The organism is Pollutimonas subterranea (assembly GCF_002849655.1).
Taxonomy (GTDB): domain Bacteria; phylum Pseudomonadota; class Gammaproteobacteria; order Burkholderiales; family Burkholderiaceae_B; genus Pollutimonas; species Pollutimonas subterranea.
The window spans coordinates 36,109-49,951 of record NZ_PDNW01000024.1 but is presented as its reverse complement, the minus strand read 5'-3'; the positions used below and the strand labels follow the sequence as shown (position 1 = coordinate 49,951).

Genomic DNA, 13,843 nt, shown 5'->3' with positions numbered 1-13,843 from the left:
AGATGTTCAGTGGTACGATTTGGCATAGGCAATCCCGTTTGGTTGTGGCGTCGAATACCAGTAACCATAAGCCTTTGGCACGGGATTGCCTACCCGTTTCTACAACAATAATGAAATTTCCGGGCTAGGATGTCGAGCCCTTTCTCCAGCGCCGGCGCCGCGTAGCGCGTGACCTTATCTGCAGGTGGCTCATCCGTGTCTGGCGTGCCGCCCAACGTGGTGTTATTCATAAGCGCTCCGACCACACAACAAATTTTATATGAGAAATTCTATTTTATATACGAATTACTCCTTGATGACATTTTTGTTCAGGTTTTGAGGGTATTTTAGGGAATACGCCTATTCAGCGGGAAATCCCTAGTGCGGATCGCACAGTATTTGATTGATCGAGCGCAATGTCTGGCTTAGGATAAGCGCTGTAATCGGAAATGCTATTTCATAAATAAAATACAAGACGCCATTCTTTCGAAGCGCGCGTCCTGAGTGCTGGAAAATAATGGAGCAAAGAATGGCAGGTCGTTTGGCTGGGAAGACCGCAGTGGTGACAGCAGCGGGGCAGGGGATAGGGCGGGCAACCGCCGAGCTGTTTGCGGCGGAGGGGGCCCGGGTTATTGCCACCGATATCAATGAAGGCTTGCTTGCCGACCTGGCGGGTTGCCAGGTGCATCGCCTCGACGTCACCAAGCCTGATCAAGTAAAGGCCTTGTCCGCCGAGCTTGGCGGCATCGATGTCTTGTTCAATTGCGCCGGCTACGTCGACGATGGAACCATTCTTGATTGTGATCTGGATGCCTGGAATTTTTCATTCGATTTGAACGTCACGGCCATGTATCACATGATCCGGGCATTCTTGCCCGGCATGTTGCAGCGCCCCCAGGCCTCGATCATCAATATGTCGTCTGCAGCTTCCAGCATAAAAGGCGTGCCTAATCGCTTCGTCTATGGAACCACCAAGGCTGCTGTCATCGGCCTGACCAAGGCGGTAGCGGCCGACTTCGTTTCGCAAGGCATACGCTGCAATGCCATTTGCCCGGGCACAGTGGAGTCCCCATCGCTCAGGGGGCGTATCGCATCCCAGGCCAGCAAGTACGGCAAGACCGAGCAGGAAATACACGCGGCATTCGTGTCACGCCAGCCCATAGGGCGAGTCGGCAAGGCGCAAGAGATCGCCGCCCTGGCGGTATATCTGGCCTCGGACGAATCGTCTTTTACGACCGGTACGACACATATTATTGATGGTGGCTGGTCCAACTAGTCCACGAATTTAAAAGGAAAAAATCATGAAGCTATTGCGATATGGACCTGTTGGAAACGAAAAGCCCGGATGCCTGGATGCCCAGGGCAAGGTCCGTGACCTGTCGAGAAAGGTATCCGACATTACCGCAGAAAGCCTGAGCCCGGAACAGCTGAAAACCTTGCAGGCTATCGACGTTAGCAGCCTGCCGCTCATCGAGCATCCCGGACGCATCGGCACGCCTTATTCAGGTATGGGCAAGTTTATTTGCGTGGGGTTGAACTATAGCGATCATGCTGCCGAGACTGGCGCCGAAGTGCCCAAGGAACCCATTCTGTTCAATAAGTGGTCTCGGCCCACTGGCCCCAATGACGCCGTTGTTATTCCACAGGGTTCCGTCAAGACCGATTGGGAAGTCGAGCTGGGTGTGGTGATAGGTTCCAAGGCGCGTTATGTCAGCCTGGCCGATGCGCTCAAGCATGTCGCGGGATACTGCGTGGTCAATGACGTGTCCGAGCGCGAATACCAGATCGAGCGTGGCGGCACTTGGGACAAGGGCAAGGGATGCGACACCTTCGGTCCCATTGGTCCGTGGCTGGTTACCGCTGATGAGATCGCCGATCCGCAAGACCTTGCCATGTGGCTCGACGTCAATGGCAAGCGCTTCCAGAATGGCAGCACCAAAACCATGATTTTCGATGTGGCTTATCTCATTCATTACATCAGCCAGTTCACCACGCTGTATCCCGGTGATCTGATTTCAACGGGCACCCCGCCCGGTGTCGGGCTCGGACAGAAGCCACCTTTGTACCTGAAAGCGGGTGACGTCATGCGTTTGGGCATAGAGGGTTTGGGCGAGCAGGAACAGAAGGTACATGCTTGGGATGCCGCATTGCTGGATTAGGCGCGCATTCGGGAAAGTACCGAGTCAATTATCTTGTCATCGGACGTGCGAGCGGCATTACCATGCACTAAAAACGTCCGGCGCCACGATGGCTTTTTCAACGCTATACAAGGAGGAAATGGGCAGGTAGCGGTAAGCAATATGCATGCGCTTCAGAAAACATGTCACTATTTTTATAAAAGACTGGAGAGAGACAAATGAAAAAAAGGTTCTTGTTTAAATCGGCCATGACTCTTGTTGCCGGACTGGTGGTCAGCACGGCCCATGCGGCCTGGCCCGAAAGACCCATCACCATGATTGTGCCTTGGGGGGCTGGCGGCGGCACGGATGCCACCGCTCGCATTATTGCCGCTCAGCTGGAAAAAGAACTCGGACAACCGGTGAACGTCGTCAATCGTACCGGCGGTAACGGTGTCGTGGGTCACTCGGCCATCGCAAAGGCCAAGCCCGATGGCTACACTCTGGGCATGTTGACCGTCGAGATAGCGATGATGAAGAAGCAGGGCCTGACCACGCTTTCCCCTGCCGACTACACCCCTCTCGCCCTGATGAATGTAGATCCGGCGGCGGTGTCGGTCAGCGCTTCGTCGCCCTACAAGACGATGGCCGAGCTCATCGACGCCATCAAGGCCAATCCGGGCAAGTTGAAGGCTTCGGGAACAGGCCAAGGCGGCATCTGGCACATTGCCTTGGCGGGCCTGCTCAAGAATCTCAATATCGATCCCCTGGCCGCACCGTTTGTTCCTTCCAACGGTGCGGCGCCCGCCATGCTTGAACTGGCCGCCGGCGGTATAGACATTGTGCCTACTTCATTGCCCGAGGCGAGATCCATGATCGATGCGGGCAAGGCCAGGCCTCTTGCCGTCATGGCCGACAAGCGCGAGCCCTTGTATCCCGACGTGCCGACCTTGAAAGAATCGATAGGCAGCGACTGGACGACAGGAGTCTGGCGTGGAATTGCCGGCCCCAAGGGCTTGCCCGAGGACGTAACGCAAAAGATGGTTGCCGCGTTGAAGAACATAAACCAAAGCAAAGAGTTCACCGATTTCATGAAGTCGCGCGGCTTCGGGGTGGGCTATGCCGGCGGGGCCGATTACGGCGTCTTCATGCAGAAGTCGGAAGCTGAATTCGGCGAAGTCATTGCTGCCATCGGCATGGCCCGCGAACCCGCAAAATGATCCTGTAGCAACCTCCAAAGAAGGGCCGGCAAGGCAAGTATGGCTTGTCCGGCACCTCCCTTTTCCTGTGAGCGACAATGAAGATCAATGATGCCCTCGTCGGCGTGGTGCTCGGCATTTTTTCGATTGCCGTTTTCTTGATGGCTCTTTCCTTTCCGGCAATCCCCGGCCAGAACTTCGGTGCGGGACTGTTTCCGCGCGCTATTGCCATCGGGATGCTGGCATGTTCCATATTGTTGATAGTCCAGGGCCTAAGAAACCGGAAGACTGATTCGCCCACGATGATGCCCGCCTGGTTGCGGGACAAGGCGTCGGTCTTACGGTTTTTGTTGATACCTGGATCGCTCTTTTTCTATTTCGCCGTGGCGGAATACCTGGGCTTTCTCATCACGTCGGGCCTGGTGTTGCTGGTGCTTTTCCTTGCCTTCAAGGTGCGATGGCCGCTCGCCATTGCCGTGGCGGCCATCGGCTCTTTCGTTATCCACTTTATGTTCTATAGCGTCCTCATGGTGCCCTTGCCTTGGGGACTGCTTGAAACAATTGCGTGGTGACGTCATGGACTTCACGAATCTTCTTGCCGCATTCCACCAGGTCACCGACCCTTTCGTATTGGGCGTGATCCTAATTGCCGCCGTATTCGGCTTGTTTGTGGGGGCGGTGCCAGGCTTGAGCGCGACGATGGCCGTGGCGCTGCTGGTTCCCATCACCTTTTTCATGGACCCTGTGCCTGCTGTGGCGATGATGGTGACGGCAACGGCGATGGCCATTACATCGGGTGATATCCCCGGATGCCTGCTACGCATTCCTGGCACCCCTTCATCAGCGGCCTATACCGACGAAGCCTTCTCGATGACAAAAAAGGGGCAGGCCGATACCGCGTTGGGCGCGAGCATTGTGTTTTCGTTCGTCGGCGGCTTGTTCGGCACCATTGTGCTGATTGCTGCCGCGCCCGCGCTGGCCGATTTTGCGCTGAATTTTTCCTCCTACGAGTTTTTCTGGCTGGTGGTGCTCGGCCTGTCGTGTGCCATCTTCATCTCGCCGGCCAGCACACTGAAGGGCTTCGTGTCGCTCTTCATAGGCTTGCTGCTGGCGTGCGTGGGCATGAACAATCCTGCGGCATTTCCACGATTCACGTTTGGCAATGAAGATCTGCTGAACGGCGTCACGTTGCTTCCCATGATGGTGGGCATGTTCGCCATCTCTGAAGTCTTGCGCTATGCCACGAACTCAGAGCAGAAGCGGGTGGAAATCAAGGCGAGTGTGGGCAATATTTTTACCGGCATGTGGGGACTGACCAAAAAATACCCCATGTCCATCGTCCGAGGCTGCACACTGGGCACGGCGGTAGGTGCCTTGCCCGGGGCAGGGGCCGACATCGCAGCATGGATGTCTTATGGCGTGAGCAAGCGTTTTTCCAAAGAGCCGAAAAAATTTGGTACCGGACATGTGGAAGGCATCGTCGAGGCGGGCGCAGCGAATAATTCTGCGTTGGCCGGAGCATGGATTCCCGCATTGGTATTTGGAATTCCGGGGGATTCCATCACCGCCATCGTCATTGGCGTGTTGTACATGAAGAATATGGCGCCCGGCCCGATGATATTCACCAACAGCCCGGTTGAAATGTATTCGGTATTCATCGTGTTCATCATGGCGAACATCATCATGCTTCCGCTGGGATACCTGGCCGTCAAGGCGGCGAAGACAGTGCTGAATGTTCCCCGGAATATTTTGATGCCTTTGATTCTGATCTTCTGCATCGTAGGTGTTTTCGCCATCAATAACAGCATTTTCGAAGTCATCGTCATGCTGTGCGTGGGCCTGCTCGCCTACTTCATGGAAGAAAACGACTTCCCCATCGCGCCGGCGGTGCTGGGTGTCGTGCTGGGTGGCATGCTGGAAGAGAACTTCGTGTTTTCCATGATCAAGGCCGATGGCGATTTCCTGATGTTTTTCAGTCGGCCTATTGCATGCGCGCTGGGCATTTTCGCTATCTTGATTTGGATCATGCCCGTATTCATCAAATTTTATAAATCATTTTACGGTGCAAGGAAGGTGCAGTATGAATGACCTGAAGAACAAAGTCATTGTCGTGACGGGTGCGTCCACGGGTATCGGTGCAGCAGTCGCCCAGGAATTCGGACGCCTCGGTGCCAGCGTGGTCGTCCATTACTTTTCTTCACCACAAGCCGCAAAGGCGGTGGCTGACGAAATCGACGCCACCGGTCAACGTGCAATGACCGTGCAGGGCGATCTGCATCACACGGCCGACTGCGAGAACTTGATTTCCGAAGCTGTCGCGAAATTTGGCCGTATCGACGTACTCATCAATAACGCCGGTGCCTTGGTCAAACGCGTGCCAATCACCGAGATGAACGATGGGGTATTCGATGATGTGGTCAACCTGAATGTACGTTCGGTGCTCATGTGTACCCGCTATGCGGTGCCGCACATGCCGGAAGGCTCATCCATCGTCAATCTGACCAGCGTGGCCGCGCGCAACGGCGGCGGGCCGGGATCCAGTTTGTATGCCGGATCCAAGGGCTTCGTCAGCACGATCACCAAAGGCCTGGCCAAAGAGCTTATTCCGCGCCGCATCCGGGTCAATGCGGTCGCGCCGGGTGTGATCACCACTCCCTTTCACGAAAAGTTCACCACCGCCGAGCAATTGGAAGGCATGCGCTCGTCCATACCAATGGGTCGATTCGGCACCGCCCAGGAGTGCGTGGGGGCGTTTCTTTACCTCGCGTCGAACGAGATGTCGGCGTATGTGACGGGCCAGATCATTGAAGTAAACGGCGGGCAGTACATGCCTTGACCCAGTAAAGCACAAGACACGCTTGTGTCTGGTGCGCAGGCAGTTCTTACAGGCCGTATTGGCCTGTTGACACGTTTCGGGAGTTTTGATGTTGGTGGATGATAAGAGCAGGGCAGCAGTATTCGCAAAGAAAGCCGGGGACGTCTTGCACGGCGTGCTTGCGGCCGTCATGGCATTCAGTTTGTTATTGATGCTGATTCTCGTCTTCGGCAATGTTGTCATGCGGTATGTTTTCAATTCCGGCATCATGATTTCCGAAGAAGTGGCGCGCATGACCTTCGTATGGCTGATCTTCATCGGCTCTGTCCTGGCCTTTCGCGCCAAGCAGCATCTGGCGGTCAATATGCTGGTGGTACGACTGCCCGTGAAGCAACAGAAGGTCATCCACATAGTGCGCCAGCTGCTGATACTGGCCGTTCTCTGGTTGTTGATAGACGGGGGATGGGCGCAAACCGTGATTGGCCTCAGCACCGTGACGCCCGTAGCCGGTGTGCCCATTGCCATCTTTAGCGGAGCCGTCTGGTTTTGCGCTACCGCGATGGCCTTGATGATCCTCGCCGATCTCTATGTCGCCATCAGGGCGCCAGCCATACCCGGGAATGCAAGCAAGTTCCTGACTTCCTACGACTACGTTGAAGACGTCTGACACCGCGCCGGCGCCTCGAGTTCGCATCCATCAACATCCAATAGAGTTGTTATGACCGTATTTATCTTTGTGGGCACCTTGCTCGGCTTTATGGCGTTCGGCGTGCCCATTGCCTTCGCGCTATTGCTCAGCGCCATCGCCCTGATGTTTCATTTGTCCTTTTTCGACGCCCAGATACTGGCGCAGAATATGCTTACGGGGGCCGACAGTTTTGCCTTGATGGCGGTGCCTCTTTTCATGCTGGCGGGCGAGGCGATGAACGCCGGCGGCATGTCGCGCCGCATGGTGGCGCTGGCAAGCGCGTTCGTCGGACACATCAAGGGCGGACTGGGCTATGTCGCCATCATGGCCAGCATCCTGCTCGCGGCGCTGTCCGGCTCGGCGGTCGCCGACGCGGCGGCACTGGCGGCCATGCTGGTACCCATGCTGCGCAGCCGTGGCTACGACATGAACCAGGCTACGGGCCTGATCGCCGCCGGCGGCATTATCGCTCCTATTATTCCGCCATCCATCTCATTCATTATCTTTGGTGTCGCGGCCAATGTGTCGGTAACCAAGCTGTTTATTGCCGGCATTGTTCCCGGTTTGCTGATGGGTCTTACCCTGGTAATGGTGTGGGCGTTTATTTCGTCGCGTTCGAAAACCATGTTGTCCTCGCCGAAAGAACCTTGGTCCTTGCGCACCAAGACGTTCAAGGATGCGGGTTGGGCCTTGTTCCTGCCGGTCATCATTATTGGCGGTTTGCGTTTCGGCATTTTTACGCCAACCGAAGCGGCCGCTGTCGCCGCGGTCTACGCGTTGTTTGTCGGGATGGTGGTCTACAAGGAAATCACCATCAAGAGCCTGTATCCCTTGCTGGTCAATGCGGCCATGACCACGGCCATTGTCATGTTCCTGGTGGCTGCCGCATTGGTCACCTCGTACATGATCACACTGGCCGACCTGCCACAGGCGCTGATCGGTATGCTCGGGCCTCTGATTGATTCTCCCATGTTGCTGATGTTCTGCATTGTCATCCTGCTTGTACTGATCGGGACAGCCATGGATTTGACGCCGACCATCCTGATCCTGGCGCCGGTGTTGATGCCGGTGATCAAGAAAGCGGGAATCGACCCTACTTATTTTGGTGTGATTTTCATAATGGTGGGATGTACCGGCTTATTGACGCCGCCGGTGGGTACTGTCCTGAACGTGGTGTGCGGCGTCGCCAAGATCAGAATGGAAGACATCATCAAAGGTGTGTGGCCATATGTGTTGGCGTATACGGGTCTGATCGCGCTGCTGGTGATTTTTCCAGAAATCGTATTGGCTCCGTTGCGCTGGTTTTATTAGTACTAAATCAATTAAAGGGTGGAAACTATGTTGTTGTTGAAAAAGACGTTCAGTATCAGGAATATGGTTGTGGGCTTTACGGCGATTGCCGCCGTGGGCCTCTCGACGCAATCGGTCATGGCGCAAGACATCAAGACCCGCATCATCCGTTTCGGCTATGGTCTGGCCGATGACAGCCCGGCGGGCCAGGCCACGCGCCATTTTTCCGAACAGGTGGGTCGCCTGAGCGGCGGAAAGATGAACGTCAAGACTTACGGAAATGGCGCATTGGGCTCGGACGAGCAGATGCAGAATGCCCTGATCGGCGGTTCCCAGGAGATGACATTCGTGTCGACGGCTCCTTTGGCGGGCATGGTCAAGGAATTCGGCGTGTTCGACTTGCCCTTCCTGTTCGATAACGAAAAGGTGGCCGACCAGGTCCTGGATGGTCCGGAAGGCAAGAAGCTGCTCGACAAACTGACCGACAAGGGACTGATCGGCTTGCTGTACTGGGAAAACGGTTTCCGCAATATCACCAACTCGCGCCTTGCCATAAACAAGGCGCAGGACCTTGACGGCATCAAGCTGCGCGTCATGCAGAACCAGGTCGCACTCAGCGTGTTCAAGGGACTGGGCGCCAACGCCATCCCCATGCCATTTACGGAGTTGTTCACCGCGCTTGAAACCAAGACGGTCGATGGCCAGGAAAATCCGTTGAGCACCATCCAGACCAGCAAGTTCTACGAAGTCCAGCCTTACCTGACGATCTCCAACCACGTCTATACGCCATTCGTGCTGCTGGCTTCCAAGAAATGGTGGGACGGCCTGTCGGCCGATGAGCACAACGTGCTTCGCCAGGCGGCCAAGGAATCCCAGGCGTTTCAACGCAAGGTGAGCCGTGAAGCGGCCATCGAGGCCCTGACTTACTTGAAGGGCAAGGGCGTGAAAGTGTCTGAATTCTCCTCGGATGAAAAGGAAAAAATCCGCAAGGACCTGGCTCCGATTCTTGCTGACCTGAAGGTCAAGATTGGCGAGCCGACCGTGGACGCCGTCATGGCGGAAGCCAAGAAGGCGCAAGCGCTGTAATTTTTATCGACTATTTTTAAATCTATTCAAGGGGAATGTTGTCATGGCAACACCTGACAGTGCTCGGCTGCGTAGTCGCCGGTGGTTCGATAATCCGTCGGATCCCGGGATGACCGCCCTGTACCTCGAACGCTATATGAATTACGGAATCACCCGGGAAGAACTGCAGTCGGGCAAGCCCATTATCGGGATTGCGCAAACCGGTTCCGACCTCTCTCCGTGCAATCGACACCATATAGAGCTGGCATCCCGGGTGCGGGACGGCATACGCGACATGGGCGGTATCCCTCTTGAATTTCCTGTGCACCCCATCCAGGAAACCGGCAAGCGTCCGACCGCGGCGCTGGACAGAAACTTGGCCTACCTGGGCTTGGTGGAAGTCCTGCATGGTTATCCACTGGACGGTGTCGTGCTTACGACCGGCTGTGATAAGACGACGCCCGCCTGCCTGATGGCGGCGGCCACGGTCAATATTCCTGCTATCGTGCTGTCGGGTGGACCGATGCTGGACGGCTGGTGGAAAGGGAAGCTAGCCGGCTCCGGAACGGTCGTCTGGGATGCCCGCAAGCGCTTCTCGGCCGGTGAAATCGATTATGACGAATTCATGAATAACGTCGCCTCGTCCGCCCCTTCTGTGGGTCATTGCAATACGATGGGCACGGCCTTGTCGATGAATTCGCTGGCTGAAGCCCTGGGCATGTCCTTGCCGGGCTGCGCCGCAATACCCGGACCATACCGCGAGCGTGGCTGGATGTCCTATGAAACCGGCCGGCGCATCGTCGGCATGGTGCACGAAAATCTCCGTCCTTCGGACATCATGACCCAAGAAGCATTCGAAAATGCTGTGGTCGCGGCGGCGGCGCTTGGCGCATCGTCCAATTGTCCCATCCACATGATCGCCATCGCGCGCCACATGGGCGTTGACCATACGCTGGACGATTGGCAGCGCCTGGGCCCGAAAATTCCTTTGCTTGTCGATTGCCAGCCGGCAGGCCGTTACCTGGGCGAGTCCTTTCACCGCGCCGGCGGCGTTCCGGCCGTCATGAGAGAACTGCTTTTGGCAGGCAAGCTTAATGGCGGCGCCATGACGGTAACGGGAAAATCCATTCAGGAGAACCTGGAGGGCGTTCAGGAGCCCGACCGTGATGTCATTCGTAAATACCAAAGTCCCTTGCTGGACGACGCCGGCTATATCGTGCTTAGCGGCAACCTTTTCGATAGCGCCGTGATCAAGATCAGCGTCATCGATGCCGAGTTCCGGGCGCGCTTCTTATCGGACCCCGCTCATCCGAACGTTGTCGATTTGAAGGCGGTCGTCTTTGAGGGCCCTGAAGACTATCATGACCGGATCGAGAATCCGGACCTTGGCGTTGACGAGATGACGTTGCTGGTTATCCGCAATTGCGGGCCGGTCGGCTACCCGGGAGGGGCTGAAGTGGTAAACATGCAACCTCCGGCCTCATTGATTTCCAGGGGTATTGAAACCTTGCCCACAATGGGTGACGGTCGGCAAAGCGGCACGTCGGCCAGTCCGTCCATCCTCAACGTAACACCCGAGGCGGCAATCGGAGGCGGTCTGGCCCTGCTCAACACCGGGGACATGATACGTATCGACTTGAACAATTGTCGGGTGGATTTACTGGTTTCCGACGAAGAGCTGGCACAAAGAAAGGCAGCGTGGGTGAAACCGCAACTGGTGAATCAGACGCCTTGGGAAGAAATATATCGAGGCATGGTCGGGCAGCACGCCACTGGCGCCTGCCTGGAGCCGGCAACGGCATACCTGGATGTCATCCAGAAACGTGGTGAGTCAAGAAACAATCATTGATGCGCCGAAGCGAGCCTGGCTGCCAGGCTCGCTGCCAGACCTGCCTAAGATAGGTGTACTATTTCAGACTCCGGAACGAACAGTTTTGAACGTTCTGCGCAACGCGCGCCCACGAGGAGTTCTATATGGATGTCAACGCGCTATTGCTGGCCCGGATCCAGTTTGGCTTTACGATCTCGTTCCACATCCTTTTTCCAGCCATAACGATAGGTCTTGCCAGCTACCTGGCAGTCCTGGAAGGTTGCTGGCTCAAGACCCAAAATACCGTATACCGTGACCTCTACCATTTTTGGATCAAGATTTTCGCCGTGAACTTCGGCATGGGCGTGGTTTCGGGGCTGGTCATGGCCTACCAATTCGGTACCAACTGGAGCTATTTTTCGGATTTCGCCGGAGGCGTGACCGGCCCGTTGCTTGCTTACGAAGTGCTGACTGCGTTTTTCCTGGAAGCAGGGTTCCTGGGTGTGATGCTGTTCGGCTGGTCTCGTGTCGGCCCTGGCTTGCATTTCCTGTCCACCATCATGGTTGCGCTGGGCACGCTGATATCCGCGACATGGATCCTGGCTTCCAACAGCTGGATGCATACGCCCGCCGGATACGAGATCATCAACGGACGGGTGGTGCCGGTCGACTGGCTGGCAGTTATTTTCAATCCTTCGTTTCCTTATCGGCTCGCGCACATGGGCGTGGCCGCCTTCCTGGCCACAGCCTTGATGGTAGGCGCTTCGGCCAGTTGGCATCTATTGCGCAAGAACGATAACCAGGCCATTCGCAAAATGCTCTCCATGGCCATGTGGATGATACTCGCCGTGGCGCCGCTGCAAGCGGTGATCGGCGACTTTCACGGCCTGAACACGCTCAAGCACCAGCCCGCCAAGATAGCCGCAATAGAAGGGCATTGGGAAAATGGTCCCAGCGAAGAGGGCGTTCCGCTTACCTTATTCGGCTGGCCCGATATGGAGGAAGAGAAAAATCATTTTGCCCTTGAGATCCCGCACCTGGGCAGCTTGATACTCACCCATAGCTGGACCGGGCAGTTTGCCGGCCTTAAAGAGTTCTCCAGGGAGGATCGGCCCAATGCACTGGTCGTGTTCTGGACATTCCGCATCATGGTCGGACTCGGCATATTGATGATTGCGCTGGCCCTATGGGCGTTTGTGGCGCGCATGCGTGGCCGACTGTTCGAATCCAGGGGCTTGTGGCGGTTCTCCTTATATATGGGGTCCAGCGGCCTTGTCGCCATACTGGCAGGCTGGTTTACCACCGAGATAGGGCGCCAGCCCTGGATCGTCTACAACGTAATGCGCACGGCCGACGCGGTCACGCCGCATGGAGCACTTGAAGTCGGAATCACGCTGGCGCTTTTTGTCGTCGTGTACTTCGTCTTGTTCGGCGCGGGCACGCTCTACATTCTGGCCTTGATCCGCAAGGGGCCTGTCCTGATGGCGATGGATGGCCCTCCTGAAGGCGGCCCCGGTGAACCCAACACGCCAAGCCGGCCTCTGTCGGCGGCGCCGGACAGCGATGAGTCCCATGAACAAGTCAGCATAAACCGAGGATAGAATCATGGGTATTGATCTGGCCCTGATATGGGCAATTATCATTCTGTTCGGCATCCTGATGTATGTCGTCATGGACGGCTTCGACCTCGGTATCGGCATACTGTATTTGTTCGTCACGGGCAAAGAAGATCGCGACGTCATGATGAACACCGTCGCTCCAGTGTGGGATGGCAACGAAACCTGGCTCGTGCTGGGTGGCGCCGGCTTGCTGGCGGCTTTCCCGTTGGCGTACTCGGTAATCCTCAGCGCCTTCATGCTGCCGCTCATATTCATGCTGCTCGGGCTCATATTTCGGGGCGTCGCCTTCGAGTTTCGCTTCAAGGCGCCGGCGCATCGGCGCCACCTTTGGGACAAGGCGTTCATCGGCGGCTCCGTCGCGGCTACGTTCTTCCAGGGAGTGACGCTGGGCGCCTATATCCATGGAATCAACGTCGTGAATCGCTCTTATGCGGGCGGCGCGCTCGACTGGCTGAATTCTTTTTCGATTTTTACGGGTCTGGGCCTGATCGCGGCATACGCCTTGTTGGGGTGCACCTGGCTTATCCTCAAGACGCAGGGACCCTTGCAGGACCGGATGCGGCAGCTCGCTAGGCCGTTGACACTGGTATTGCTGGCGGTGATAGTGGTGTTGAGCATCTGGACGCCCTTGACACACAGTGACATCGCCGAGCGCTGGTTCAGCCTGCCCAACCTGTTCTGGTTTGCACCCGTGCCTTTGCTGGTGCTGCTGGCGGTCTACTTTCTTTTGCGGTCCTTGAACAACCGTCCTCACGCAGCCCCCTTTCTGCTGACACTGGCCCTGGTATTCCTGGGGTATAGCGGCCTGGGGATCAGCGTATGGCCGAATATCATTCCGCCCGATATAACCATTTGGGATGCCTCCGGCCCGCCGCAGAGCCAGGGCTTCACGCTGGTAGGCGCCTTGCTCATCGTGCCGCTTATACTGATGTATACCGCGTGGTCCTATTACGTATTCCGGGGCAAGGTGACGGCACAGGATGGCTATCACTGATGGCAGAAAACAACAGCAAAACTCCACGCCCGTCCTGGCCTAAACGCATCGCGTGGCTCGTAGGTATTTGGGGCGCGAGTATCGCTGCCCTGGCTATCGCCGCCTACCTGCTGCGCATCGTGATGGATCTTGCCGGGATGACAGCCGGCAACCCTTGACCCGCATCATTGGAAGGTATCAATCTATATGGTACCGTTCGGGCCACCAGCTCTTTATTACCACCGCCGCCGGCCATGCTGTCTACGAGCCTGGCGCGGACACCAAGGA

Annotated in this window: 13 protein-coding genes; all 13 read left to right on the top strand. The window is 56.4% G+C overall.

All coding sequences use genetic code 11. The features are described 5' to 3' along the window. Window positions 1-508: 508 nt before the first annotated feature. The 13 genes from CR159_RS19445 (at window position 509) to CR159_RS19385 (ending at window position 13,734) form a co-directional block, all read left to right on the top strand. A complete protein-coding gene (locus CR159_RS19445) occupies window positions 509-1,255 on the top strand; it encodes an SDR family oxidoreductase (protein ID WP_102075608.1) in 747 nt (248 codons plus the stop codon). 25 nt (window positions 1,256-1,280) lie between these two features. Further along, entirely contained in the window at window positions 1,281-2,138 is an 858-nt protein-coding gene (locus tag CR159_RS19440) for a fumarylacetoacetate hydrolase family protein (RefSeq protein ID WP_102075607.1), read from the top strand. A gap of 197 nt (window positions 2,139-2,335) precedes the next feature. Next, window positions 2,336-3,316 (top strand): tripartite tricarboxylate transporter substrate binding protein, encoded by a 981-nt coding sequence (locus CR159_RS19435; RefSeq protein ID WP_102075606.1) that lies wholly within the window; start codon window positions 2,336-2,338, stop codon window positions 3,314-3,316. Between the two features lie 77 nt (window positions 3,317-3,393). Further along, complete coding sequence (locus CR159_RS19430; RefSeq protein ID WP_102075605.1) at window positions 3,394-3,867, top strand: tripartite tricarboxylate transporter TctB family protein; 474 nt, start codon at window positions 3,394-3,396, stop codon at window positions 3,865-3,867. 4 nt (window positions 3,868-3,871) lie between these two features. Further along, on the top strand, window positions 3,872-5,383 hold the full coding sequence (locus tag CR159_RS19425; protein WP_102075604.1) for a tripartite tricarboxylate transporter permease: 1,512 nt from the start codon (window positions 3,872-3,874) through the stop codon (window positions 5,381-5,383). Continuing rightward, window positions 5,376-6,131, top strand: coding sequence for an SDR family NAD(P)-dependent oxidoreductase (locus tag CR159_RS19420; RefSeq protein ID WP_102075603.1), 756 nt, complete (start codon window positions 5,376-5,378; stop codon window positions 6,129-6,131). The genes CR159_RS19425 and CR159_RS19420 overlap by 8 nt, the downstream gene beginning before the upstream one ends. Before the next feature lie 88 nt (window positions 6,132-6,219). Continuing rightward, window positions 6,220-6,777: a TRAP transporter small permease gene (locus CR159_RS19415; RefSeq protein ID WP_233208413.1), complete on the top strand. Its 558-nt coding sequence runs from the start codon at window positions 6,220-6,222 to the stop codon at window positions 6,775-6,777. Window positions 6,778-6,828: 51 nt separating this feature from the next. Then, complete coding sequence (locus CR159_RS19410; RefSeq protein WP_102075602.1) at window positions 6,829-8,109, top strand: TRAP transporter large permease subunit; 1,281 nt, start codon at window positions 6,829-6,831, stop codon at window positions 8,107-8,109. A gap of 27 nt (window positions 8,110-8,136) precedes the next feature. Continuing rightward, window positions 8,137-9,174: a TRAP transporter substrate-binding protein gene (locus tag CR159_RS19405; protein ID WP_439650583.1), complete on the top strand. Its 1,038-nt coding sequence runs from the start codon at window positions 8,137-8,139 to the stop codon at window positions 9,172-9,174. 43 nt (window positions 9,175-9,217) lie between these two features. Further along, window positions 9,218-11,002 (top strand): IlvD/Edd family dehydratase, encoded by a 1,785-nt coding sequence (locus tag CR159_RS19400; RefSeq protein WP_102075601.1) that lies wholly within the window; start codon window positions 9,218-9,220, stop codon window positions 11,000-11,002. 125 nt (window positions 11,003-11,127) lie between these two features. After that, window positions 11,128-12,564 (top strand): cytochrome ubiquinol oxidase subunit I, encoded by a 1,437-nt coding sequence (locus CR159_RS19395; RefSeq protein WP_102075600.1) that lies wholly within the window; start codon window positions 11,128-11,130, stop codon window positions 12,562-12,564. Between the two features lie 4 nt (window positions 12,565-12,568). After that, window positions 12,569-13,576: a cytochrome d ubiquinol oxidase subunit II gene (gene cydB, locus CR159_RS19390; RefSeq protein WP_102075599.1), complete on the top strand. Its 1,008-nt coding sequence runs from the start codon at window positions 12,569-12,571 to the stop codon at window positions 13,574-13,576. Further along, window positions 13,576-13,734: a DUF2474 family protein gene (locus CR159_RS19385; RefSeq protein WP_102075598.1), complete on the top strand. Its 159-nt coding sequence runs from the start codon at window positions 13,576-13,578 to the stop codon at window positions 13,732-13,734. The genes cydB and CR159_RS19385 overlap by 1 nt, the downstream gene beginning before the upstream one ends. Window positions 13,735-13,843: the final 109 nt, after the last annotated feature.